This window comes from Chryseobacterium binzhouense, from assembly GCF_007474545.1.
GTDB classification, from domain to species: domain Bacteria; phylum Bacteroidota; class Bacteroidia; order Flavobacteriales; family Weeksellaceae; genus Chryseobacterium; species Chryseobacterium binzhouense.
In genome coordinates this window covers 191,661-217,866 of record NZ_VKOG01000002.1, presented here as the reverse complement: position 1 = coordinate 217,866, position 26,206 = coordinate 191,661, and the positions used below count along the sequence as shown (strand labels likewise).

General features: G+C 31.4%; 24 protein-coding genes. 22 read left to right on the top strand and 2 right to left on the bottom strand.

The genetic code is table 11. The features are described 5' to 3' along the window. Window positions 1–92 precede the first annotated feature (92 nt). From ribB to rplI, 4 genes are all read left to right on the top strand, one after another. Complete coding sequence (ribB, locus tag FNE73_RS06740) at window positions 93–1,214, top strand: 3,4-dihydroxy-2-butanone-4-phosphate synthase (protein ID WP_143884001.1); 1,122 nt, start codon at window positions 93–95, stop codon at window positions 1,212–1,214. A 229-nt stretch (window positions 1,215–1,443) separates the two neighbouring features. Then, window positions 1,444–1,785, top strand: coding sequence for a 30S ribosomal protein S6 (gene rpsF, locus FNE73_RS06735; RefSeq protein WP_143884000.1), 342 nt, complete (start codon window positions 1,444–1,446; stop codon window positions 1,783–1,785). 31 nt (window positions 1,786–1,816) lie between these two features. Beyond that, the gene (gene rpsR / locus FNE73_RS06730) at window positions 1,817–2,119 is read left to right on the top strand and encodes a 30S ribosomal protein S18 (protein ID WP_056215709.1); all 303 of its coding nucleotides are present in this window, start codon (window positions 1,817–1,819) and stop codon (window positions 2,117–2,119) included. Window positions 2,120–2,287: 168 nt separating this feature from the next. After that, entirely contained in the window at window positions 2,288–2,797 is a 510-nt protein-coding gene (gene rplI / locus FNE73_RS06725; protein ID WP_143883999.1) for a 50S ribosomal protein L9, read from the top strand. Window positions 2,798–3,516: 719 nt separating this feature from the next. Here the strand turns inward: rplI and FNE73_RS06720 are convergent. Further along, a complete protein-coding gene (locus FNE73_RS06720) occupies window positions 3,517–4,677 on the bottom strand; it encodes a thioredoxin family protein (protein ID WP_143883998.1) in 1,161 nt (386 codons plus the stop codon). 115 nt (window positions 4,678–4,792) lie between these two features. Then, window positions 4,793–5,059 (bottom strand): hypothetical protein, encoded by a 267-nt coding sequence (locus tag FNE73_RS06715; protein ID WP_143883997.1) that lies wholly within the window; start codon window positions 5,057–5,059, stop codon window positions 4,793–4,795. Between the two features lie 124 nt (window positions 5,060–5,183). Here FNE73_RS06715 and prmA point away from each other — a divergent pair, with 124 nt between their 5' ends. The 18 genes from prmA to FNE73_RS06625 all read left to right on the top strand — a co-directional run bounded on the left by prmA (window position 5,184) and on the right by FNE73_RS06625 (window position 26,201). Beyond that, window positions 5,184–6,014, top strand: a complete 831-nt coding sequence (prmA, locus tag FNE73_RS06710; protein WP_143883996.1) for a 50S ribosomal protein L11 methyltransferase — start codon at window positions 5,184–5,186, stop codon at window positions 6,012–6,014. 251 nt (window positions 6,015–6,265) lie between these two features. Then, window positions 6,266–8,218, top strand: a complete 1,953-nt coding sequence (locus FNE73_RS06705; protein WP_143883995.1) for a nucleoside-diphosphate sugar epimerase/dehydratase — start codon at window positions 6,266–6,268, stop codon at window positions 8,216–8,218. A 142-nt stretch (window positions 8,219–8,360) separates the two neighbouring features. Beyond that, complete coding sequence (locus FNE73_RS06700) at window positions 8,361–9,170, top strand: polysaccharide biosynthesis/export family protein (protein ID WP_143883994.1); 810 nt, start codon at window positions 8,361–8,363, stop codon at window positions 9,168–9,170. 16 nt (window positions 9,171–9,186) lie between these two features. Further along, the gene (locus tag FNE73_RS06695) at window positions 9,187–11,547 is read left to right on the top strand and encodes a GumC family protein (RefSeq protein WP_143883993.1); all 2,361 of its coding nucleotides are present in this window, start codon (window positions 9,187–9,189) and stop codon (window positions 11,545–11,547) included. A 51-nt stretch (window positions 11,548–11,598) separates the two neighbouring features. Next, a complete protein-coding gene (locus tag FNE73_RS06690; RefSeq protein ID WP_143883992.1) occupies window positions 11,599–12,915 on the top strand; it encodes a nucleotide sugar dehydrogenase in 1,317 nt (438 codons plus the stop codon). Window positions 12,916–12,984: 69 nt separating this feature from the next. Continuing rightward, window positions 12,985–13,329, top strand: coding sequence for a phosphomannose isomerase type II C-terminal cupin domain (locus tag FNE73_RS06685; RefSeq protein ID WP_143883991.1), 345 nt, complete (start codon window positions 12,985–12,987; stop codon window positions 13,327–13,329). Between the two features lie 79 nt (window positions 13,330–13,408). Beyond that, on the top strand, window positions 13,409–14,401 hold the full coding sequence (locus tag FNE73_RS06680; RefSeq protein WP_143883990.1) for a mannose-1-phosphate guanylyltransferase: 993 nt from the start codon (window positions 13,409–13,411) through the stop codon (window positions 14,399–14,401). A gap of 12 nt (window positions 14,402–14,413) precedes the next feature. Beyond that, window positions 14,414–15,370 (top strand): GDP-L-fucose synthase family protein, encoded by a 957-nt coding sequence (locus FNE73_RS06675; RefSeq protein ID WP_143883989.1) that lies wholly within the window; start codon window positions 14,414–14,416, stop codon window positions 15,368–15,370. Window positions 15,371–15,418: 48 nt separating this feature from the next. After that, entirely contained in the window at window positions 15,419–16,495 is a 1,077-nt protein-coding gene (gene gmd / locus FNE73_RS06670; protein WP_143883988.1) for a GDP-mannose 4,6-dehydratase, read from the top strand. A 36-nt stretch (window positions 16,496–16,531) separates the two neighbouring features. Continuing rightward, on the top strand, window positions 16,532–17,650 hold the full coding sequence (gene wecB, locus FNE73_RS06665) for a non-hydrolyzing UDP-N-acetylglucosamine 2-epimerase (protein WP_143883987.1): 1,119 nt from the start codon (window positions 16,532–16,534) through the stop codon (window positions 17,648–17,650). Between the two features lie 9 nt (window positions 17,651–17,659). Further along, window positions 17,660–18,868: a UDP-N-acetyl-D-mannosamine dehydrogenase gene (gene wecC / locus FNE73_RS06660; RefSeq protein WP_143883986.1), complete on the top strand. Its 1,209-nt coding sequence runs from the start codon at window positions 17,660–17,662 to the stop codon at window positions 18,866–18,868. A 31-nt stretch (window positions 18,869–18,899) separates the two neighbouring features. Beyond that, a complete protein-coding gene (locus tag FNE73_RS06655; protein WP_143883985.1) occupies window positions 18,900–20,231 on the top strand; it encodes an oligosaccharide flippase family protein in 1,332 nt (443 codons plus the stop codon). Then, complete coding sequence (locus FNE73_RS06650) at window positions 20,224–21,249, top strand: hypothetical protein (RefSeq protein WP_143883984.1); 1,026 nt, start codon at window positions 20,224–20,226, stop codon at window positions 21,247–21,249. The genes FNE73_RS06655 and FNE73_RS06650 overlap by 8 nt, the downstream gene beginning before the upstream one ends. 28 nt (window positions 21,250–21,277) lie before the next feature. Further along, window positions 21,278–22,666, top strand: a complete 1,389-nt coding sequence (locus tag FNE73_RS06645) for a hypothetical protein (RefSeq protein WP_228429935.1) — start codon at window positions 21,278–21,280, stop codon at window positions 22,664–22,666. Continuing rightward, a complete protein-coding gene (locus FNE73_RS06640) occupies window positions 22,656–23,687 on the top strand; it encodes a glycosyltransferase family protein (protein ID WP_143883982.1) in 1,032 nt (343 codons plus the stop codon). The genes FNE73_RS06645 and FNE73_RS06640 overlap by 11 nt, the downstream gene beginning before the upstream one ends. Next, on the top strand, window positions 23,684–24,817 hold the full coding sequence (locus tag FNE73_RS06635) for an N-acetyl sugar amidotransferase (RefSeq protein WP_143883981.1): 1,134 nt from the start codon (window positions 23,684–23,686) through the stop codon (window positions 24,815–24,817). The genes FNE73_RS06640 and FNE73_RS06635 overlap by 4 nt, the downstream gene beginning before the upstream one ends. Next, window positions 24,814–25,428, top strand: coding sequence for an imidazole glycerol phosphate synthase subunit HisH (gene hisH / locus FNE73_RS06630; protein WP_143883980.1), 615 nt, complete (start codon window positions 24,814–24,816; stop codon window positions 25,426–25,428). The genes FNE73_RS06635 and hisH overlap by 4 nt, the downstream gene beginning before the upstream one ends. After that, on the top strand, window positions 25,428–26,201 hold the full coding sequence (locus FNE73_RS06625) for an AglZ/HisF2 family acetamidino modification protein (protein ID WP_143883979.1): 774 nt from the start codon (window positions 25,428–25,430) through the stop codon (window positions 26,199–26,201). The genes hisH and FNE73_RS06625 overlap by 1 nt, the downstream gene beginning before the upstream one ends. The last annotated feature ends 5 nt before the right edge of the window (window positions 26,202–26,206 follow it).

The window sequence follows — 26,206 nt, the reverse complement described above, 5'->3', positions numbered from 1 at the left end:
ACAATTCCTAAAAACGTAGATAAGCACAAACTATTCATATTAATTGTTGATGCTTATTTTATTAAGTATCTTTGCAAAAATTTAAAGTAAAAATGTCTGATATTAAATTAAATACTATTCCAGAGGCAATCGAAGACCTTAAAAATGGTAAAATAATCATAGTAGTAGATGATGAAGACAGGGAAAATGAAGGTGATTTTCTTTGTGCAGCAGAGCTTACAACGCCGGAAATCATCAATTTTATGGCACTTCACGGAAGGGGGCTGATCTGTATGCCTCTACCTGAAAAAAGGTGTGATGAACTGGGGCTTGAAGTGATGGTAAGCAGAAGCAGCGATCCAAAAGAAACTGCTTTTACTGTTTCTGTAGACCTATTAGGAAACGGAACTTCTACAGGAATTTCGGCAAGTGACAGAGCTAAAACAATCTTAGCTTTGATGGATGAAAAATCTAAACCTTCCGACTTTATGCGTCCCGGTCATATTTTTCCGTTAAGAGCAAGAAAAGGCGGAGTCTTGAAAAGAGCAGGACATACAGAAGCTGCGATTGATTTAACTTGTCTTGCAGGTTTAAAAGAAGGTGGTGTTATTTGTGAAATTATGAACGAAGATGGTTCTATGTCACGGTTGCCGGAACTTTACGCTTTTGCACAGAAGCATGATATGAAGATTGTTTCTATAGAAGATTTAATTCATTATCAGCTTAAAAAAGGAAATCTTATTGAGCGAATTGAAGAAAGAAAAGTAAAAACAGCTTACGGTGATTATGATTTCCTCGCTTTCAGAGAAACTTCAAACGATCAGATTCATTTTGCTTTAACAAAAGGTTCCTGGACGGTTGATGAACCTGTTTTGGTAAGAGTGCAGTCATCAGATTCTTATTTTGATGTTTTAACACGATTGAATAACGGCGAAAAACCATTGCTGGAAAGAGTAACCAGTATGGTGAATGAAGCCGGAAAAGGAGCAATTATTTTTATCAATAATGTCTCGAATTCTGAAAATACATTAAGGAAGCTGCAGCAGTTTCTGAATTATCAGGACGGGCAACAGCAGCACCCGACTTTGGCATTCAATTACAGAGATTACGGAATCGGAACTCAGATCTTAAAAAATCTGGGAATTAATAAATTTAAAGTTATTACTCAGAATCCAAACATTAAACCTCAGGTTGGTGGTTATGATGTTGAAGTTACGGAAATGGTACAACTCTAAATTTCCAGTAAATAAAAAGTAAATCTGTCTCAGAAATGGGACAGATTTTTATTTTAAAATTTATTTAAATTTTTAATGATCAGTTTATGTATTCAAGAGTGAAGAGAGGTATTTTATTTCTTAATACAATATCTTATAAATTTTCATGAAAAGTTAACTGATTTATTGTGTGTTATTATTTTAATTCATATTTTTGCACCTCGAAATAATTAACAAATTTATTTACATTATGAACAATTACGAAACTGTTTTCATTTTAACTCCCGTTCTATCTGACGCTCAGGTGGAGGAAGCAGTGAAAAAATTCGAAGATCTTTTGAAAGAAAAGAACTGCGAAATTGTAACCAGAGAAAATTGGGGATTAAAAAAATTAGCTTATCCTATTCAACTAAAAAAGAATGGATTCTATACTTTAATCGAGTTTAAAGGAGAAGGTTCTGTAGTGGCTGATCTGGAATTGGCTTTCAAACGTGATGAGAGAGTTATCCGTTACCTTACTACAAAGTTAGACAAGCATGCTGCTGAATATGCTGTAACCAGAAGAACTAAACTAAAGGCTGCAAAAGCTTAATTGATTAACCCACAATTTAAAAGACAAAGATATGGCAATAGATGATATGGCTAAACAAGCCTCAGCTGGAGGAGAATCTGAAGTAAAATTCCTTACTCCGCTTGATATCAATACAAAATCTGAAAAGAAATATTGTAGATTCAAAAAATACGGGATCAAGCATGTTGATTACAAAGATGCTGATTTCTTATTACAGTTCGTAAACGAGCAGGGTAAAATTTTACCAAGAAGATACACAGGAACTTCTTTAAAGTATCAAAGAAAAGTTTCTGCTGCGATCAAAAGAGCAAGACATCTTGCTTTGATGCCTTACGTAGCTGACTTATTAAAATAATAAGACAAAAAATAAATAAAAGAAGAGAGCAATCTCTTCTTTTGTTGCTGAATAAATAATTAAATTCTAACTTGATTTAGATTTCAGATAATGATTTCAGATAACAGACAAAGTCTAATTTCTAACTTCTAACATCTAATTTCTAACATCTAAAAAAGGACAACAACAATGGATATTATCCTAAAAAAAGACGTAGAAAACTTAGGTCTTGAATTCGACACAGTAAATGTAAAGCCTGGTTATGCAAGAAACTTCTTATTACCGCAAGGTTATGCAGTTTTGGCTACTCCAAAAAATAAAGCAGCTCTTGAGGCTACTTTGGAAGCAAGAAAAGAAGAAGAAGCTAAATTGATCGCTGATGCTAACGCTAAAGTAGAGCAATTGAAGAAAACTTCAGTTACTATTCCTGCAAAAGTAGGTTCTGGAGACAGATTATTTGGTTCTATCAACAATGCAGATCTTTCTGCAGCTCTTGAGAAAGCTGGTGTTTCTGTTGAGAAGAAATACATCAAGATTCCTGGTAATACAATCAAGAGAACTGGTAAAGCTACTGCTAACATCAGATTGCACAGAAATGTAGAGTATAACTTCGAGTTTGATATTGTATCAGACGCACCAGTAGAAGCTCCTAAAGCAGCTCCTGCTAAAAAAGAAGAAACTCCTGCTCAAGAAGCATAAGGTAAAATCTCTTTATAATATAAAATCCGTTTTACGTTTCGTGAAACGGATTTTTTTGTAGAAATTTTTTCATTAGGAAATTTAAATTAACCTGAGTTCGGGATAAGTTTTCTTAAACGCAACGTTAAACAAAGAGATTCAATTATCAAGAATTCAGCTTTTAAGATATTTCAAAGGCACTTCGACTACGCTCAGTATAAACTTTAACTTATCAAAATAATACCATTTTCGTCTTTTTTCAATAAACGAAGTGCCTTTGTTTAGCTTAAAAACTTTCAAAAAGTAAAAAAATCTTTTATTTTTCTTTGCAATAAATTAAATATGATGCTATAAATCAATTATTTAAATTTATTTCTTATCCCGAACTTGAGGTTAAATTAGGCTTAAATTAAGGAGTTAATGTGAGGTCGGGATAAATGGTAAGCCAAACAAGAGATCGGCGTGATTCTACACTTAAACTAAACAAAGGCATTCGACTACGCTCACTAGAAACTTCAGCTTATCCAAATAATACAGAATTACGTCTTACTTAATAAAAGAAGTGGCATTGTTTAACTTAAAAGCCTTTCAAAAGTAGATATTCTTTATTTTTCTTTGCTGTAAAATATGTTTATTTTGAAAATCAGTTATTATCCCGAACTTAAGTTATTTACAAATAGTAAAAATAAAAAAATCGCAACACATTAGTGCTGCGATTGATATATCTAAAAAGGAAAAATTTATAAGCTCTTTAACAATTTTTCTGTGTCAGTGGCATCTTGTCCGGTTGCTTTCGCTAGTTGGATAGATTTTTCTGCCCAAATTTTAGCATTTTTCTTATCACCGACTTTGTTATATAAATTAGCCAGGGTGTCTGTATTGGCAAAATTTTCATTCTTCTTTACTGATTCCTGAGCCCATTTTACAGCGGTTTCTAAAGATGATTTTGTTTTGATGTTTTCAAAGAAATTCCATGCGATAGAATTGAGTTCTTCTGAAGAAGCCGAGGCGTAGTCTTTGTAATGTTCTAAAGTAAGTTTTTCATAGGCTGCAAAATCTTTATCTTTCAAGGCTCTGCTTGATTTTACTTTAATCAGTAATTTTCCAGCTTCTTCCTTCGTCATAAATTTTTGAGTTTCTGCTAAAAAATAGCTGTCATCAAATTTTTTTGTATTTGGATTGTAAGATTTGCTTACTGCTGTATTTATTTTTACATTTTTGTCGATGTTATCATAGTTTTTTTCGGGCATCATTTTCAGAATCTCTGCTTTTTTAGCCTGAAAAATCCTGTATGATGAATCATCGGTGCTTTTCATTGCCTGAAACAGCAATTGAAGATTGCTCTGATTTAACTCAGGATTTCCATCAAAATATCTTTCAAGAATCTGGTTAGATAATTTGGTATCACTGTAGACTGTAAGCTCTGCAAGATTTAACAAAAAAGCAGGATCTTTTTCTCCTTTTTCAAATTTCTGTTTTAATGATGTAAGTCTTTTAGCAGGATCTTCGGCATCTTTTGCAAATTGGATGAAATCATTTTCTTCTACATAGCCTATTGTTCTGTGAACTTCTTCTCCGTCACCGTCAATAAAAAGATATGTAGGGAAGACTTTTACATTGTATTTTTTTGCAAGTTCAATACCTTCACCTTTTTCCATATCAATTTTAGCATTGATGAAACGGCTGTTGTAAATATCACCGACAGATTGAAGCGGAAAAATATTTTTTACCATCAGCTTGCATGGTCCGCACCAGACTGCATAAGCATCAATAAATATAAGTTTGTTTTCTTTTTTAGCTTTTGCCAAAAGAGTTTTGAAGTTTCCTTCATCAAATTTAATTCCCTGTGCAAACGTGAATGCAGCAAAGAAGAGAAATGAAAGTATTGCTGTTTTTTTCATGAATTTTTTTTGTTGGATACAAATGTAATGATTATGTTAAAAAATTATTCTCTTTTCATAAATAATAACATAAGTGAAATAAAAAATCCGCAAAATTATTTTGCGGATTAAAATTTTATCTTGAACCTCCTACCGAAGTGTTGGGTCTTGATTCTTTACTTTTATAGTCAGTAGCCGAGGCTGCTGTATCTCTCAATGCTTTAGGGGTATCTGTATCAGGATAGGGTGACTGTTCCGAATTTGAAGCGGCAGTTTCGCCCATATTGTTTCTCATAAAATCTTTGTTGTGTTCTTCTTTGAACTCTTCTCTGTTTTCTTTTTTATCTGCACAGCTTCCAAAAGTAAGAGAAGCAAGTGCAATGATTGCAACTGTTGTTTTCATATTATAATATATTTGACTGTTATTGTGTTTGCAAAAAATCTGCCGAATATTTATTTGATAATTTATCGGTTTATATTTCGGAGTTATAAAAATTTAAAAAGCTATTTTTGCAGAAAATTTTTTTATGCAAAATTATCTTGAATTCAGTTTTAAAATATCTCCCCTTCAGCCGTGGAATGAAATATTGATGGCAGAGCTTATTGAAATCGGTTTTGACAGCTTTACAGAAGAAAATGATGGTATTTTAGGATATGTTCAAAAAGATTTATTTGATGATAATCAGCTTAAAAACCTTCCGCTTTTTCAAAATCAGGATGTAAAAATTGAATTTTCGTTTACCGAAATGCCTAATATCAACTGGAACGAAGAGTGGGAAAAGAATTTTGAACCTATTAATATTGATGATAAAGTTTTAATAAGAGCCGAATTTCATGAATCTGTTCCGGGAATGCATGAAATTATCATTCAGCCTAAGATGTCTTTTGGAACAGGTCATCATCCTACCACTCACTTGATGATTCAGCAGATGATGGAGATGGATTTTAAAAATAAAAAAGTATTGGATATGGGGTGTGGAACTTCTGTTTTAGCAATTTATGCAAAACAGATAGGCGCTGGTGAAACAAAAGCAATAGATATTGATGAATGGTCTGTAGAAAATTCTAAAGAAAATGCTGAAAGAAATAATGTAGAACTGGATATTGAGTTGGGAACTGCTGAAAATTTGGGTGAAGATCAATACGATATTATTTTGGCTAATATCAACAGAAATATACTGATATCTGACATTCCTGTTTATGAATCTGTACTGAATAATGGTGGTCAACTTTTATTATCCGGACTTTGTTTTTTTGATGTGGATGATATTCTTGAAGTTTGTACGGAAAATAATCTTAAAATGAAAAAGAAATTACAACGTGAAGAATGGGTAAGTATATTACTTGAAAATAATTGACCATATTCTTACAGAGCCAATAAAAGAGTAAATGATAAATAATTAATTAACTTTTGCTAGAACTTTATTTAAATGTTTGGTATTAAATTTTTATCAACATTTTTTTATTTTTCTGTTTAGGGATGGCGTGTGGTATAATTTTTATCAAAATTCTATCTTTTTTTTGTTGGTAAATGTTTAACACCCATATTTTTTTATACAATTAATATAACTACATTTGCAGAAAAATAAGCAAAATACAAATTCATTAAATGAAAAAGCTTAAAGACGCTTTTAGTTCATTATATACAGGGGATAATGTAGTAAAACTCACAGAATTAAGATATATACCCAGGTGGACAGTATTGTTTTTAGATTTATCAATAGCTTTTTTATCTATTTTTATATCTTACTATTTTATTGAGAAACTTCATGTTAGAGTGAATTTCCCCGAATATATTTATATCAAGATAGCAATTATTATCACAGTAAATGCTTTCTTCATGTTTGTATATAAAACTTATGCCGGAATTATCAGGCATTCAACCTTTTTTGATTTTTTTAAAATTATTTTATGCTCCGGGAGCACTCTGTCTACACTTCTGGTTATTAATTTTCTATTTAATCTGGATGTAGGTAAACCGCTGTTTTTGTATCCGAATTTATTTCTTTATTTCTTTATATCCATTTCTATTATGTTTTTTTTCAGAATGGTTATAAAGCAAATGTTTAATATTCTTATTGATTATAAAGGCAGCTCTAAGGTCAGAGTTGCTGTGGTTGGCGTTGGTGATGCATCAGTATCTTTAGCAAGAGCAATTCTTCACAATCCTAATTATCCTTATCGTTTAGAAGGCTTCCTTACCAAAAGATCAGACTCTAATAAAGCTTTATTACTGGGACGGAAAATATATAATATTGATAAGTTTTTTAAGGATAAATATTTAATCGGTCAGTTTGATGCAGTTCTTATTATCAAAGAAATTATGAGCAAGCAAGAACTTGTAGAATGGATGACTTATGCCTTGGATAACGGACTAAAGGTTTTAAAAGCACCTACTTTAAGCAAGATGCGGGAGTCAGATTTTGTAGGGGGCATTCGTAATCTTCAGATAGAGGATTTACTTAACAGAAAACCTATTAAAATAGAAAATGAGGCGGTTAAGAAAAGGCATTCAGGGAAAAATGTTTTGGTTACTGGGGGAGCGGGATCGATTGGTAGTGAAATTGTAAGACAGGTTGCCCAGTTTGAGCCGTCTGTAATTGTTGTTGTAGATCAGGCAGAATCACCATTATATGAATTGGAATTAGACTTGCTTGAAAAATTTCCGAATCAGAAATTTAAATTCGTTTTAGCTGATATTTCTAATAATTATCGTTTAGAAGCATTGTTTGAAAATTATCAGTTTTCAATGGTATACCATGCGGCAGCCTATAAACATGTTCCGCTTATTGAAGAAAATCCACATGAGGCTATTTTTGTTAATGTTCTGGGAACCAGAAACGTTGCCATGCTTTCTAAAAAATATAAAGTGAACCGTTTTGTAATGGTATCCACAGATAAGGCAGTAAATCCTACTAATGTTATGGGTGCTTCAAAACGTACTGCTGAACTTTTTGTGCAGTCACTACAGGGAAGTGAGGGAAATACTACAAAGTTTATTACTACAAGATTTGGTAATGTTTTGGGATCTAATGGTTCTGTGATTCCCCATTTTAAAAAGCAAATTGAAAAAGGAGGACCTGTTACTATTACTCATCCTGATATTATACGTTATTTCATGACTATACCTGAAGCCTGCGAATTGGTATTGGAAGCGGGTACAATGGGCAGCGGAGGTGAGATTTATGTATTTGATATGGGAGAGCCGGTAAAAATTTTGGATTTGGCCCGCAGAATGATAAAATTGTCTGGTTTTACTCCGGATGAGGATATAAAAATTAAGTTTATTGGCTTAAGACCAGGAGAGAAGTTGTATGAAGAGTTGCTTAGCAATGATGCTACAACTGTCCCGACCCATCATCAGAAAATTATGATTTCAAAAGATCCATGCTTAAGGTTCTCTGAAATTGAAATGTTGTGCAAACAAATAATAAAATCGGCTATAAAAAGAGATAAATTGCAGGTAGTAAGAATTTTAAAAAAAATTGTACCGGAATTTATCAGTAATAATTCCGAATTTGAAGTTTTAGATAAAAAAAAGATTGAAGTTTCAGATATTTAATATGTCTCATTCAATGAAAATATCTAATAAATTTAATACTCTATAATTTAAAAATAATATTGAAATATTAATTTTGCCAATGTTTAGAAACAAATTACCAATTACAAATAATAATCCTATTTTTGTGAAAAAATTATCAAAAATGATATTAAGAAAATATTTCGTTTACGGAGTTCTTGGTTTATCTGTTTTTTCCTGTACCCCAAGACAGGAAATAAACTATATGAAGGATATAGAAAGTATTGCATTGAATAATTCTGTTAAAAATAGTAGAAGCACCCTCCAACCGGGAGATCAGTTAGTGATTAATGTTTCTGCCAAAGATATGGATGTTGTAAAGCCATTTAATCAGAATTACTCCTCAAGCACTACCATTACTCAATATTCTATGCCAAGTTCAAATAATCTACCACAGCAACTGCCTGTTTCGGGACCAATGTATATGGTTGATACTGATTGGAATATTACATTTCCGCAAATAGGAAAAATAAGTGCAAGAGAAGAAACGGTAGAGACTTTCAGGACAAAATTGGTAGACCTGATCTCCAAATATGTTAAAGATCCTGTTGTTGATGTAAAACTGGTCAATTTTAAAATTTCAATTTTAGGAGAAGTTGCAAGACCCGGACAATATATTATTCCCGATGGCAATACAACGCTTTTTGGAGCTTTGGGAATGGCTGGAGATTTAACTCCTTTTGGTTTAAGAAAAAATGTTCTGATTGTCAGAAATGTGGACGGTCAGTTTACACAGCAAAGAGTCGATTTAACAAGTGCTGAGTTTATTAGTTCGCCTTACTATTATCTCAAGCAGAATGATATGATTTATGTGCAGCCAAATGCTGTACGTGAAAAAGCAGCCAGAATAGACCCTAATACAGGTCTTTATATATCTGTTGCTTCGGTAATCGCTTCAATTGCATTAGGTGTATTAGCACTAACAAGAAATTAATTTAAGATATATAATAGTGGATTACAATCAGGAAGACATTCAGGAAGAAAATCTAAATATCAGGGAAATTATTAAACCTTATCTATACCGATGGTATTGGTTTTTTGCAGGAGCTATTGTTGCAGGACTTTTAGCATGGTTTTTTCTAAGATATTCAATACCAGTTTATAGTACTGAATCTACATTATTGATTAAAGAGGTTAAAAAGTCAACTTCTGGGCAGCCTGAGATGTCAGTAATTTCAGAGTTGGGTGGTATCGGAGGAATGGGGACTAATTCTGTTGATAATGAGATTGAGATTTTAAAATCAAAAAAGCTCATGCTTTCGGTTGTGCGGGAACTTGCACTGGAAACGAATATTTACTCAAAAGGAAAGATCAAAGAAACAGAACTCTATAAAGAAAGTGCACCTTTCTTTGTAAGAGTTATCAATGAAAAAGATAAAGCGGTATATCCCAAGCATGAAGTTACTGCAAAAATCACTGGGAATGAGATTTTTATTGAATCTGAAAGCTTTAAAAAACCAATAAAGGCATCATTCAATAAAGCGGTATCTATGCCGTTTGGTGTTGTAATGTTTCAGAAAAATACAGGATTTAAAAACTCTGTCAATAATGAAGTTTATAAGCTGCAGTTTATGTCTGGAATCAATAGGGCGAGATATTACCTCTCTAAACTTAATGTGAGCTTGGTACAAAAAGAAGCTACTGTACTCAAAATTGCTATTACAGATCCTGTTTCGGATAAATCTGAGGATATTTTAAATCGCTTAGCTGTAAATTATAATAGAGAAGCGATTTTAGATAAAAATTCGGAAGCTCAGAAAACAGCCAGCTTTATTGATGAAAGAATTAACCTTATCAGTAAAGAGCTTGGCAATGTGGAATCGCAGAAAGAAAGTTTTAAGGTTCAGAATAATATTGCAGATATTCAGACTGAAGCAGAACTTTCTTTGCAGACAGCTGCAAACGGCAGAGAAAAACAAATTGAAAATGAATCGCAATTGGAGCTCGTTAATAGTCTGTTAAATTCTATTAACCGACAGGGAAACTATCAGGTTTTACCTTTGAACGTTGGACTATCTGATTCAGATGCTTCTACCAATATAGGAGCATACAATCAATTGGTTATTGAACGCAACCGTTTGCTGGAAAATTCAACAACAGCAAATCCTCTTGTGCAGGACATTACCAGTCAAATCAACAGTATGAGAAGTTCTGTAATCCAAAGTTTACAGAAAAGTAGGTCAGCATTGCAAATAGCAAGAAGCAATATTTTGGGTGAACAGAGCCGTTTATCAGGCAGAATTTCCAAAATCCCTGTTCAGGAAAAGTTATTTAGAAGCATCGAAAGACAACAGAATATAAAAGAACAACTGTATTTATTGCTGCTTCAAAAAAGAGAAGAAGCTGCTATCTCGCTCGCGATTGCTGCCCCTAAAGCCAGAATTGTTGATGACGCATTGACAAATCCCATACCAGTATCTCCCAAAAAGATAATTATTTATCTGGGAGCAATGCTTGTTGGGCTATTAATACCTTTTGGAATCATTTATTTTGCTGAATTATTCAATAATAAGATAAAATCAAAGAATGATCTTGAAAAGCTTGCTAATGGTACAACGGTTATTGGTGAACTGCCATCTCTTAATAAAGGTGAGCAGGAGATCGTTCAAATGAATGACTTATCACCTTTAGCGGAAGCATTTAGAATCCTGATAACCAACATCAATTTTATGCTTCCTAAAAATAAAAAAGGACATGTTATTTTTGTAACATCAAGTGTTAAAGGAGAGGGTAAAACATTTACTTCTGTTAACTTAGCACTGACGTTAGCAACACCACGAAAAAAGGTGATTATTATTGGATCTGATATTAGAAATCCACAATTGCAGAGATACAACGAAAGCAGAAGAGGTTTAGTTGGTTTGTCAGAATTTATGTATGATGATGATCTACAGGTATCTGAAATTATACATCCGACATCATTTAACCCTAATTGTGATGTTATTTATTCTGGGGCTATTACTCCGAATCCAACCGAATTGTTATCAAACGGACGATATCAGGAACTTGTTGAAAGCCTAAAAGACATATATGATTATATTCTTTTGGATACTGCTCCAATGATGCTGGTGACAGATTCTTTCCTGATTGCTGATGTTGCTGATGTTACAGTCTACGTCACCCGGTCAGGTTATACTGAGAAAGAATTGATATCTTTTATCAATAAACAGATAAAAGATAAGAAAATTAAAAATGTTGGCTTGGTGCTTAATGATGTAAGTAAAATGCATAGTGGATATGGTTATGGCTACAAATACGGTTACGGCTATACAGCTGATGAAAAAAAACCGTTTTGGAAAAAAAATATTTAATAGGTAATTGATAAGCTGTACACTTTAGGATATTCTGTTAACTTTCATAGAATGAACAAAAAATATAATATTGCAGTAATTGGTTTGGGATATGTGGGATTACCGCTAGCTCGACTTTTTGCAACTCAATATCCTGTTGTAGGGTTTGATATCAATCAGAAAAGAATTAACGACCTTCAGAAAGGCAATGATAAGACTTTTGAAATAGAAGACAATATATTGCAATCCGTTCTTGTAAAGACTAATCCTTTTTTAAGAGAAAACCAGAACGGTTTATTTTGTTCAACATCAGTAAATGATATTACTGATGCAAATGTTTATATTATAACTGTTCCAACGCCTATAGATAAGCATAACAGACCAGATTTGACTCCACTTTACAAATCAAGTGAAACGGTTGGTCATGTATTATCTAAAGGAGATATAGTTATTTACGAGTCAACGGTTTATCCCGGAGTCACTGAAGAAGAATGTGTTCCTGTTTTAGAAAAAATATCAGGTTTAAAGTTTAATGAAGATTTTTTCGTAGGTTATTCGCCTGAAAGAATCAATCCTGGTGACAAAGAACATACGGTTGAGAAAATTTTAAAAGTTACATCCGGATCTACACCTGAAATAGGAAAAATTATTGATGACTTATACAAATCGGTGATTGTTGCAGGGACACATTTAGCACCTACTATTAAAGTTGCGGAAGCTTCAAAAGTTATTGAGAATTCTCAACGTGATCTGAATATTGCTTTCATGAATGAGTTGGCTAAGATTTTTTCTTTAATGGATATTGACACCCATGACGTTTTAGAAGCAGCAGGAACTAAATGGAATTTTCTTAAATTTAAACCAGGTCTAGTTGGAGGACATTGTATTGGAGTAGATCCTTTTTATTTAGCCCAAAAAGCTCAGGAAATAGGATATTATTCTGAATTGATTTTAGCAGCCAGAAGATTGAATGATTCAATGGGATCATTTGTTGCTTCTCAGGTTGTTAAATTAATGATCAAAAAAGATATTAAAATAAAAGGAGCAAAAATCTTAAACTTGGGTATTACTTTTAAAGAAAATTGTCCGGATATCAGAAATTCAAAAGCAATAGACGTTATTACGAATTTAAAAGAATATGGTGCTGAAGTAATAACTTTTGATCCATGGGCAAATTCTTCAGAAGTTTCTGAGGAATATGGTATAAATTGTTATTCTGAATTATCGTTACATGAATTGCAAGACGATCAGAAATATGATGCTGTAATTGTTACTGTTGCTCATCAGGAGTTTCTTAGCCTTAACTTGAATCACTTCATTAAAAAGAATGGAGTGGTTTATGATGTAAAAGGTGTATTTTCAAAAGAAGATGTAGACAAAAGACTATAATTAAATTTTATTAATATAATTCCTGTATAAATCGTGGTATATTTGCAGGTCAAAAATAAATAGAAAAGAATGTTAGAACATGATGTAAGACCTTGGGGAGAATATTGGGTTTTGGAAGATGCTGAAACTCATAAAGTAAAAAGAATTCTGGTGAATCCGGGAGAAAGATTATCTCTTCAATATCATCATCACAGAGCTGAAGTTTGGACTATAGTTTCTGGTGTTGGTACCATTACAATTAATGATGAAATAAAAGATTATATAATAGGTGAAGTTGCACAGATTCCTTTAGGTGCACATCATCGTATTGAAAATAAAACTAATGAACCGGTTGTTTTTATAGAAGTACAGTATGGAACCTACTTTGGTGAGGACGATATTGTAAGAGTTGAAGATGATTACGACCGAGCATGAGATTACCACTGATAAACTATAAAATTAAAATGATTCATAGTGGAAAATTCCACATGGCCTTAAAAAATAAACATCTCATATGAAAATATACAACGTAATTTTATCAGGAGGTGTAGGAAGCAGACTTTGGCCTCTTTCCCGTAAGCAACATCCTAAACAGTTTCTCAAATTATTTTCTGGTAAAGCATTGTTTGAATTAACAGCAGAACGTAATCAGAAAGTTGTTGATCAAATTATGGTCGTGGGTAATACAGATCATATTGAATGGAGTAAAGAACTTCTAAGTGATATTTTTCTTCCTAAGAGTTTTATTACAGAAACCGCTGCTAGAAATACAGCTGCAGCTATTGCATTTGCTGCTCTGGCAGTAGATCCGGAAGATATATTGATTATTACGCCTTCAGATCATTTGATTCAAAATCAAGATGCTTACGAAAAAGCAATAAAAGAAGCAGTTGAATTAGCTAAAAAAGATTTTCTTGTAACTTTTGGAGTAGTTCCTTCAAAACCTGAAACAGGATATGGTTACATTGAATATGAAGGTAAAGATGTGCTGTCTTTCAGAGAAAAACCAAATACTGAGACTGCTCAGGAATTTTTAGAAAGAGGAACTTTCCTTTGGAACTCCGGGATGTTCTGCTTTAAAGCAGGAATTCTTTTAGAGGAATTAAAAAATTATCAGTCTGAAGTATATGATAAATGCAGTGAAGTTTGGCAAACATCAGAAAACCAGTGTCTGAATATGGAGGCGTCACTCCAGATTCCTTCCATCAGTATTGATTATGCAGTAATGGAAAGATCCAAAAAAATTAAAGTCGTTCCTGCTCATTTTCGATGGAATGATTTAGGCTCTTTCGAATCTTTATACGATTATTTGCGTTCTACCGGTCATTCTGTTGATGAAAACGGTAATATGGTCATCGGAACAGAAATCTTTACAGCTTTTGTAGGGCTTAAAGACTCTATTTTGGTTCATACCCCGGATGCACTATTGATTCTTCATAAAGAAAAATCACAAGATGTAAAGAAAGTGTATAATCAACTTGAAAAATACAAATCTACTTTAAGATAATTAAATTTGAAAGTGAATTCAAAAGAGTCAGTAATATATATAGCAGGACACCGTGGTATGGTGGGTTCTGCAATCTGGAGACAGTTATCAGAAAAAGGTTACACTAATTTGATTGGTTTAACCAGTAGTGAACTTGATCTTAAAGATCAAAAAGCGGTATCTGAGTTTTTTGAAACTAGAAAACCTGACGTGGTAATTGATGCAGCAGCAAAAGTTGGAGGTATTTTAGCTAATAATTCTTTTCCATATCAATTTTTAATGGAAAATATGCAGATTCAGAATAATTTAATTGATGCTTCATTGAAAAATAATGTCGGAAAATTTATTTTTCTAGGTTCATCTTGTATTTATCCTAAATTAGCACCACAACCGCTAAAAGAAGAGTACTTATTGACAGATTCTTTGGAACCAACTAACGAATGGTATGCGGTAGCCAAAATTACAGGTATTAAAGCCATAGAGTCTATCCGAAAACAATTCGGTAAGGATTATGTATCTTTGATGCCGACCAATTTATACGGAACACATGATAATTTCGATTTGAATACATCGCACGTTTTGCCTGCAATGATCAGGAAATTTCATGAAGCAAAAGAAAATGATAATGCCCCCGTAACATTATGGGGATCTGGAACTCCTATGAGAGAATTTCTTTTTGTAGATGATATGGCTGCCTCAGTAATTTTCGCTTTGGAAAACAGACTTCCAGAGCATTTATATAATGTAGGAACAGGAACTGATTTAACGATTAGAGAATTAGCAAAACTGATTCAGAAAGTAATTGATCATACCGGAGAAATTCTTTGGGATATAGATAAGCCTGATGGAACGCCAAGAAAGCTCATGGATGTATCAAAAATGCATGAGTTAGGCTGGAAGCATAAGGTGGAACTTGAAGATGGAATCGCAAGAACCTATCAATGGTTCTTGGAAAATATAAATAATTTTAAGGAAGTTAAAATGTCATAGTTGAATTTTTGAAATTCACTATACATTGTATAAAAAATATATCATTAGATGAAAGCAGCATTAATAACAGGAGTTACAGGACAAGACGGTTCATATTTAGCAGAGCTTTTATTAGAAAAAGGATACAGAGTTCATGGTATTAAAAGAAGAGCATCTTCATTCAATACACAGAGAATTGATCATTTATATCAGGATCAACACGAGCAAAATGTAAATTTCACATTACACTATGGTGATTTAACAGATTCTACCAATATCATCAGAATTATTCAGGAAGTTCAGCCGGATGAAATTTATAACTTGGGAGCAATGTCTCATGTAAAAGTATCTTTTGATTCTCCCGAATATGTTGCGAATGTTGACGGGATAGGAACCCTTAGGATTCTTGAGGCTGTTCGTATTCTTGGTTTGGAAAAGAAAACAAGAATTTATCAGGCTTCCACATCTGAATTGTATGGTGGTTTGCCTGAAAATAAAAATGCTGCTGGTTTTTACGATGAAAGCTCTCCGTTTTATCCTCGTTCACCCTATGGTGCAGCAAAAATATATGGTTTTTGGATAACCAAGAACTATCGTGAAGCTTACGGAATGTTTGCTTGCAATGGTATTTTATTTAATCACGAATCTCCTAGAAGAGGAGAAACATTTGTGACCCGTAAAATTACAATGGCTACTGCTGCTATTGCAAAAGGAAAACAAAATTGTCTTTATTTAGGAAATCTAAATGCACTTCGTGACTGGGGTCATGCTAAAGATTATGTAGATGCCATGTGGAGAATTCTTCAGCAAGATAAGCCTGAAGACTTCGTAATTGCTACAGGTGTTACAACTTCAGTAAGAGATTTTGTACGTATGGCATTTAATGAAATTGGGGTAGAATTATCTTTTGAAGGTGAAAATAAAAATGAAATTGCAAAAGTTAAAGCATGCAATAATCCTTTATACCAATTGGAAATTGGTAAAACAGTAGTTTCAGTAGATCCGGATTATTACAGGCCAACAGAAGTTGATCTATTAATTGGTGATCCTACAAAAGCAAAAACTCAGCTGGGCTGGAAACCTCAATATGATCTTCGAACTTTGATAAAGGAGATGGTGCAAAGTGACTTGAGTTTTATAAAATAAATATGTAATTCACATTACTTCATTTATATGAAAAAAATGAAAAAGAATCTAATTATATTCGGAACAAGACCAGAAGCTATAAAAATGGCTCCTTTGGTAAAACAATTTCAAAAGCATACAGATAGTTTTGAAACTAAAGTTTGCGTTACAGGTCAACATAGAGAAATGTTGGATCAAGTACTTGACTTTTTTCAAATAAAACCAGATTTTGATTTAGACTTAATGAAACCTAATCAGAATTTATACTCGCTAACAGCTGATATCATAAATGGTATGAAATCAGTTTTTAATGAATATCAACCAGATTATATATATGTGCATGGTGATACAACGACAACAATGGCTGCGAGTATTGCAGGATTTTACTCAGGAGCTAAAATATGTCACGTGGAAGCAGGACTTAGAACTCATGATAAGAGATCTCCTTTTCCGGAAGAAATAAATAGACAAATAGCAGGAAGAATTACTGATTATCATTTTGCCCCTACACTTCAGTCTAAAGAGAATTTGTTAAAAGAAAATGTTGATCAGGATTCCGTTATTGTCACAGGAAATACAGTGATTGATGCATTGCTAGATAGTTCAGAAAGAGTTAAGTATTTTGAGAATTCTGAAATAGATTTGTTAAAAAATACAATTGATTTTAATAAAAAATTGATTTTAGTAACCGGACATCGTCGGGAAAATCATGGTCAAGGATTTATTAATATATGCGAAGCATTAAAAGAAATTGCAACCACTAATGAAGATGTTCAAATAATTTACCCTGTACATTTGAACCCTAATGTTAAAGGTCCTGTCTATGAAATTCTATCAAGCATAAATAATATTTTATTGATTGATCCTCTTGCTTATCCTGCTTTTGTTTGGCTGATGAATCAATCTTTTATAATTATTACAGACTCAGGTGGAGTGCAGGAAGAAGCTCCAAGTTTGGGTAAACCAGTACTGGTAATGAGAGAAACTACCGAAAGACCTGAAGCTGTTGATGTTGGAACCGTAATTTTAGTAGGTACAGATAAAGATAAAATTGTAAGAGAAACAAATAATCTTTTACGAGATACGGAGAGATATCAAAATATGAGTACTTTGCATAATCCTTATGGTGATGGAAAGGCTTGTGAACGAATTGTGAACTTTATTAAATCAAAATAAAATATAACATTGAAAACAAAAGTTGTTACAATAGGACTAGGTTATATAGGCTTACCAACATCGGCATTAATTGCAAATAACAAAATTGCTGTTCATGGCGTTGATATTTCACAAAATGTAGTTGATACAATCAATGCAGGCAATATTCATATAGTTGAACCTGACTTAGATAAAGCAGTTTCGAAAGCCGTTAGTGATGGGTATTTAAAAGCAGATACGACCGCTGTAGTGGCAGATATATACTTGATAGTGGTTCCTACACCATTCAAAGAGAATCATGAACCTGATATATCATATGTACAGGTTGCTACAGAAGGCATCATCCCTCTCTTAAAGGAAGGAGATTTATACATAATCGAATCTACATCACCGATAGGTACTACTGAAAAAATGATGGATCTCATCTGCTCTAAAAGGCCAGAATTACGAGATAAAATTTATTTTGCTTATTGTCCGGAAAGAGTGCTTCCTGGAAACGTAATGCATGAACTTGTTCATAATGATCGTGTTATTGGTGGCGTTAACAGTATTTCTACTGAAAAAGCAATAGAGTTTTATAAACAGTTTGTGAAGGGAGATCTTCATGCTACCAATGCGCGCACAGCCGAGATGTGTAAGCTTACAGAAAATTCCTCAAGAGATGTTCAAATTGCTTTCGCAAATGAGCTTTCATTAATTTGTGATAAAGCAGGAATCAATGTATGGGAACTTATTAAGCTTGCGAATAAACATCCGAGAGTAAATATTCTTCAACCAGGCTGTGGTGTAGGTGGACATTGTATTGCAGTTGATCCTTATTTTATTGTTTCTGATTATCCATTAGAATCAAGAATTATTGGTAAAGCACGGGAAGTAAATAATCATAAAGCATTTTGGTGTGCTGAAAAGATCAATGAAGCCAAAAAAGATTTTCAATTAAAACACAACAGAGCACCAAAAATTGCTCTTATGGGAATGGCCTTTAAACCAAATATCGATGATTTAAGAGAGTCTCCGGCAAAGTATATTGTACAAAGAGTTTTACAAGATTCCAACGATGAAGAGTATTTTATTGTAGAACCTAATATTACTGAACACAGCGTTTTTAAAATTACTCCTTACCAAAAGGCAGTTGAAAAAGCTGATATTGTGGCTATATTAGTTGCTCATAGTGAATTTAAGGATTTAAATTTTTCAGATTATCAAATTGTTCTAGATTTTTGTGGTATAAGAAATTAAGTTTTCTAAAATTTTTATTTAATTAATTTCTATGCTTGGCAAAATATATTTATTATTTTCAGATAAAATAAAGTTATTTTATAGCAGAGAAATTTTATCTGCTTTTAAATGGAGTTTTATTGGTCAGATTTTTACAAGGTTAATTAATCTTATAGCTGTCATTATTTTAGCTAGATTAATGCTGCCGGAAAAATATGGCGCTTACACTTATCTTATAGGGACATTGGCTTTTTTTAGTCAAGTTGTAGCATTATCAATTAGGACAACAAGTACTAGAAATGTTGCGTTTTTACTTGGTTATGATAAATTAAGCTGTGAAAAATATATAAAACTTACAGTTATTATTGGACTCATATTAAGCACTGTAGGATTCATGATTATTTGTATTCTAATAGTTTTATTTTCTGGTGCAAGTGCACTTAGTTATTATTCAATACCATTGCTTATTTCAGCAGCTCTTGGAATTTTTTCTGAATTATTTTATGGGCTAATTTTAGGAGTATTGGGTGGTTTAAATGCATTTAAAATTATAAATGTAATTACAATTTGGTCTAATTTTGCTAAGTTTATTGCAACGATAATCTTTTATTTACTATTTGATTTAGAGGGTGCTGTTTTGTCTTGGGTAGGTATATCAATAATTATAGCGTTAATAGCTTTTAGTAACCTTTCTAAAAAACTTTCTCAAGAAAGCCTTCAGATTTACAGACATAGTCTAAAAAGTATAAAAAAAGAGTTTTTACTTTTTACTAAAATATCAGTGCCTATATCTATTGAAGCTAGTTTTATTTTAATTTCTACATGGTATATTCAAACTTTAGTACTTAATGTACCTGAAGATGGAAAATCTCAATTAGCTATGTACAATGTTGCATATCAATGGAAAAGTTTGGCAATTTATTTACCTGCAATTTTGATTAATTTATTACAACCTTTTTTATCCAATTTTCATAGTTCTGGGAATAAAAGCGAGTTTAATAATATTATTAAGAATACAGAAAAAATAGTTTTTGCAGGTTCAACAGTTATAACTATAGCTCTCATATTATTTTCACCACTAATTACAAAATTATTTGGAAAAGGTTTCGAACAGTCAAATAAAATATTAATAATTCTTGTTATACCTTGTATTTTTATAGGTTTAAGCTCTTTATATCGTGAAACATTTATAAGTCGGGGATTTGTTTGGTTAATTGCAATTGGTAATTTTATAATGTCAATAATTAATTTATTGTTGTTTTTTTATTTTAAAAATCATTATTCTGTTTCAATATCTTTTGCAATTTCAATTTCAATTGGTGAAGTTTTTCTGTTCTTTTTTTATTATATAATTAAATCTAAATATCTTACAAAATATGAATAAAATATTATATATTGATGTAATATGTGCAGATGGTCATATAAATTTTAATAAAATATATATTAATAGCCTGATTGAATCAAATGAGAATGTAAAACTTATTTTGAAGAAAGGGTATGCAAACAAAATGGGGTTTAATTCAAAATTTGTTTTATTCGAACTTCCGGAATTTTTGTTCTATGATTTTAAAAAAATTCGTTTTTTTAATAGACTTATGATGACAATCAGTCTTATGTATATAAATATTAGAATTTTATTCAAAAATTATTCAAATATATATATAGGGTCTTACGAAGAAATATCTTTTTTTTGTAGTTTTTTTGGAAAAAAAACTATACTTATTAATCATAATAATATTTCTGGATTATCTAATAGCTTAAAACGATTTTTTTTCATTAAATTGTCTAAGAAGCATACAATGCTAGTTTTTAATAACCAAATTAGAGACTATCTTTACGAATTAAATATTAAAAATGTTATAGTTAAACCTCACGGTTTACCAGAAGTTTTTTCTAAAAATATAATTAATCCCATTCGTAAACATAGTGAAAGAATAATTTTTTTACCTTCACATAATAGTATTGATGTTAATTTTATTGATGATGCTTTTAATAATGAAATGTTACTATCATTATTAAAAGAGTATAATTTTAAAATTGTTAAAAAAGGAGGAACTGTTTACAAAGATTCAAATATTGTTACAATTGACAAAGTTTTAGGATACGAAGAATATAAATCAATTCTTTTAGAAAGTGATATAATTCTCTTACCTTATCCTTCTACTTTTAGGTATAGGGTAAGTGGTATTTTGCATGAGTGCTTTGTAAATGATAAGCTTTGCTTATTATCCAACATAGATGCTTTTAGAGTTTATGAGGGGAATTTTAATTACAATCCATTTTTTTCTGATGTTAATGATTTATGTCGGAGACTGTCAGAATTAATGATTTCGTTTTTATCAGAAGAATCTTATAATGGAAATTATTACAAAAATTTATCTGAATTAAAGCCTATCTTTTAAATAATTATTGGTAGTAGGTGTTTTTGATATGAAATATAAGTTTAATATTTTATTGCTTTTTATTATTATTGAAGTGTTTTTGTTTAAAGATCAGGAAGAGCTTCAATTTTTATTTTCAATAGTAGAATATCTATTTGTTATTTTTTGTTATTCCAGAAATAAAAAGCTTGGAATTTTATATTTTGTAACTTTTACATTATTGTGTATGGGAGAGTGGAGTTATGTGATAAATGAATCTCCACCTTACAACTTTTATGGTTTAAGAATTGCAGGTTTTTCTATAAATATATTAATTTCATTAATTTTATTTATAGATGTTTTAATCTCCAATGATAAAAAACTTAAAAACTTTGCCTACATTAAAAAATTTAAATGGATATTTTTATATGTGTTTTTTATTTTTATTGTTGGATTAATAAATTTAATGAGTGCAAAAAATTATTTTGATAATTTCATCAGTGATATTTTTACTTATTTACCTTTAATTTTATACGTTTATCTGATTTCTGTAATTGATATACAATCTTTAATAAAATTGGTCAAGTATTGTATTTCTATAACTGTCATCTCTTATGTTCTATCTTATATTACTAATACAAAATTTGCTTATTTTGAGGGGCAAGAATTTTTATTAATGAATGCATTTTCATTTATAGTACCATTTGCGGTCTATTTTCTAAAAGATTTATACTCAAAAAAAATTTATTACCTTCAAATTATTATAGTTTCGTTTTTTATTTTAACTGGTCAAATCTTTATCAGTGGAAAATTCATTTTTATTTTTATTTTGGTTATACTATGGTTTATAAGTAAAACGAAATATAAGCTTATTATTTATAGTAGTTTAATTGTATTATCTTTTTTTGCAAAACCAATTTTGGAAACAGTTAAAGATAATTTTAATTCGAATGTTGTTATTTCATGGAAAATTCAACAGGTTGAAGAGGGGATTTTAGCAATAGGATCAGGTAGTTCTGAAGTTGAAGGTAGTTTTGGTAATCTATTTGATGAAGGAAGGGCTATTTTAGATTATTTTGATAAAAATAATATCGCCTTATTTACAGGAAAGGGTATGGGTGGTGGTGTACCAGATACTTTTAATAAGTTAGCTCCTTTCGCTGGTAACTCAGGATATGCACTACAAGATAGAGACAGAAATGATTATTTTGTAATGCATCTGTCTATTCTAGATATTTTTCTGAAAGCTGGGGTTATTTGGTTAATTCTATTCTTGTTTTTTTTATTTAAACAATTTAATAATATAAAGATATTTGGTTTTATAACATTTGTTTTATTATTCACTGTTTTCTACACCTCTAAAGAAATGATGTTATTGACTGTAATATTTTATAGTATCTCGCTATATACTATGGATAATAATAAAGAAAAGAATAAAAAGATAATTAATGAAAAATAAAATTTTATACTTATGTGCTAATGACGGTTCTGATACAAGAGTCTCAAAAGAAATTGAAACCCTATCAAAATCTTTTGATATTTTTTATTTGGGTGTTGGAAAGAAATCAGATTTATCTTTTTCATTAGAACAGACACATATAAATAAGTTAATTCCCGGAAGTCATAAATCTTTAAAAACAATATTAATTTTAATTATCAATATAATAAGACTATTATCTAAAAATAAATTCGAAAAAATACATATAGTTGATGAACAGTTCTATATTTTTTTTCTTCCTTTTCTTTTAGGTCAAAAAGTAGTACTTGATATTTTTGATTCTTTTTTTCTAAAGCTTAACTTAGCAAATAATAAATTTTATGTAGGCAAAAGAATAATTTATGGTTTTCCAAAAAAAATTATTGTTACAGATGAAAATAGATTTGGTTTACTACCTAAATTTGCACAAAAAAAAGCAGTCGTAATTCCCAATGTTCCAAAATATCAAAAATATGTGAAAGTTACGAATGATAATCGTAAGTTAACTATTTGTTATTTTGGATCATTGCATAAAGATAGGGGTACACTTTTTTTAGATGAACTTCTGTCACATTCTGACGAAGTCAGAGTGATTGCAGCGGGTTGGCTTATGGATGATTATACAAAAAAATTTATTAAAAATGACAAAGTAGAATATTTGGGGATAATGAGACAGCAACAAATTAATGAAATCTTAACTAATAATGGTGATTATCTGTTAGCATTATACCCCGTCAATAATATTAATAATATTTATGCTAGTCCGAATAAAATTTATGATGGAATCCAGACTCAAACACCCGTAATCATAAATAGTGAAATTGTTGTTTCTTCATTTGTGAAAGATAATAATTTTGGTTTTGTTATTGAAAATAAGAATGATATAAATTTTGAAAAACTACTATACGAATTAAAAAAATTAAAAGATACTTATACCTTTGACCCAGAAACTATAAAAAAATATAGTTGGGAAATGTATGAGGAAAAATTAATACAATTATGAGAAATTACCAAATATGTTCAATAAGTGTGATGGACACTTCAGACTCTCGTATCACCTTTGACGAAAACGGAGTTAGTGATCACGTTATTGATTTTTATAATAATGTAAAACCCAACTGGCATACCGATGAAGTTGGAAGAAAACAGTTGGAGGAAACGATTGCTAAAATAAAAAAGGAAGGCGAAGGAAAAGAATTTGACTGTATTTTAGGGATGAGTGGTGGTGTAGACAGCTCTTACATGCTCCATTTAGCGGTGAAAGAGTTTGGTCTTAGACCTCTCGTGTTTCACGTTGATGGAGGATGGAATTCCGAATTGGCTGTTCACAACATTCAGGTAATGGTAGATAAACTGGGGCTTGATCTTTATACAGAGGTTATCAATTGGGAAGAGATGAAAGACTTTCAACTTGCATTTTTCAAATCCGGAGTACCGCATTTAGATATCCCACAGGATCATGCATTCATCGCCACACTTTACAATTTTGCTGATAAGCACAATATAAAGTATATTCTTAATGGCGGAAATATTTCTACAGAATGTGTAAGAAATCCTATGGAATGGTTGTATTATGGTACAGATATGGCACAACTGAAAGATATTATTAAAAAATTTGGGACCATTAAAATGGAAACATATCCTTTTAGCCCGATTTTCAGACATAAATTTTATTTACGTTATATTCGCAAAATTCAAGTTGTGAAACCTCTGAATTTTATGCCCTATATTAAAGAAAATGCGTTACAGGTTTTAGCTGATGAATATGGATGGAAGCCTTATCCGCAAAAACATTTTGAATCTCGTTTTACAAAATTCTATGAAGGGTATTGGATGCCTGAAAGGTTTGGTTTTGATACACGTAGAGTCCAATATTCAAGTTTGATTCTTACCGGGCAAATGACTAGAGAAGACGCTCTTGAAAAATTAAAAAAGCCGGCTTATAATCCGGAAACTATTCAGGAGGAGTTTAATTACATTGCAACAAAACTTGGTATAAGCTCTGATGAACTTAGGAAGTATTTTGAAATGCCTAAAAAATTCTATTGGGACTACAAAAATCAGGAGTCTTTATTTAATTTTGGAGCTAAAATTTTAAAGTTTCTAGGGGTAGAAAGATCAATAAAAAGATGATAACAATTATAGATTACGGTTCAGGAAATATTAATGCAATAGCAAATATATATGAAAAGCTAAGGGTAGATTATACTATTGCAAAAGATCCTATGCAGGTAAAAGATGCTCAAAAGATATTTCTTCCGGGAGTAGGTTCTTTTGATGAAACAATTTCAATGCTTGATACAATTGGTTTTAGAGAAGTACTTGATCATGAAGTTCTGATTAATAAAGTTCCAATTATAGGGATTTGTGTAGGAATGCAGATTCTTGCGGAAAGTAGTGAAGAAGGTTCTTTAAAAGGTTTAGGATATATAAAAGGAAAAGTGAGAAAAATTGACTCTTCTACTATTACCCATAAACCAAAACTGCCTCATTTAGGATGGAATTCCGTCAATATTGAGAAAGACCATAAAATTCTTCAGAATATTGATCCGAAATTAGGTTTTTATTTTCTTCATTCTTACTATTTTGAATGCGCGAATGAATCAGATATTCTTACAACTTCCATCTATGGAAAATCATTTGCTTCATCGGTAACTAGAGAAAATATATTCGGAATACAATTTCACCCGGAAAAAAGTCATCATAACGGAGTTAATTTACTCCATAATTTTGCATTACTATAATGTTACGATCAAGAATTATCCCATGTCTTTTAGTTCATAAAAGAGGGCTTGTTAAAACAGTTAATTTTAAAGATCCTAAGTATGTAGGTGATCCCATAAATGCGGTTAAAATCTTCAACGAGAAAGAGGTTGATGAGCTGATGGTGATTGATATTGATGCCACTGTAGAAGGAAGAGAGCCAGACTTTGAGATGATAAAAAATATTGCTGTAGAATGTAGAATGCCTTTTTGTTATGGTGGTGGTGTTAAAAGTGTTGCCCATGCAAAAAAAATCATCAGTTTAGGTGCTGAGAAAGTGGCTATTAGTGCTGCAGCTCTTCAAAATACAAAACTTTTGAAAGATATTGCAGATGCGGTAGGAATTCAAAGTGTTGTTGTTGTTATTGATATTAAGAAGAAAAAATTCTTCGGAGGATATGAAATTGTAACACATAATGGTAAAAAAACAGCAGATGTAAAACTTGAGCGCTTTCTTGCAGAACTAAATGAGATAGGAATTGGTGAACTTGTTATCAACTCAGTAGACGAAGATGGAAAAATGAATGGATACGATTTTAAACTCTTTGATATAATAAGAAAAGAAACCGATATGCCAATGACGATTTTAGGTGGAGCCGGTTCAATTGATGATATACGTGTTGCAATCGAAAGATATCAAACTATTGGGGTATCCGCAGGAAGTCTTTTCGTATTTAAAGGAAAATATAGGGCTGTACTTATTAGTTATCCTTCTATAAACGAAAGATGGGATCTATATCAATTGAAAAATTAAATGTA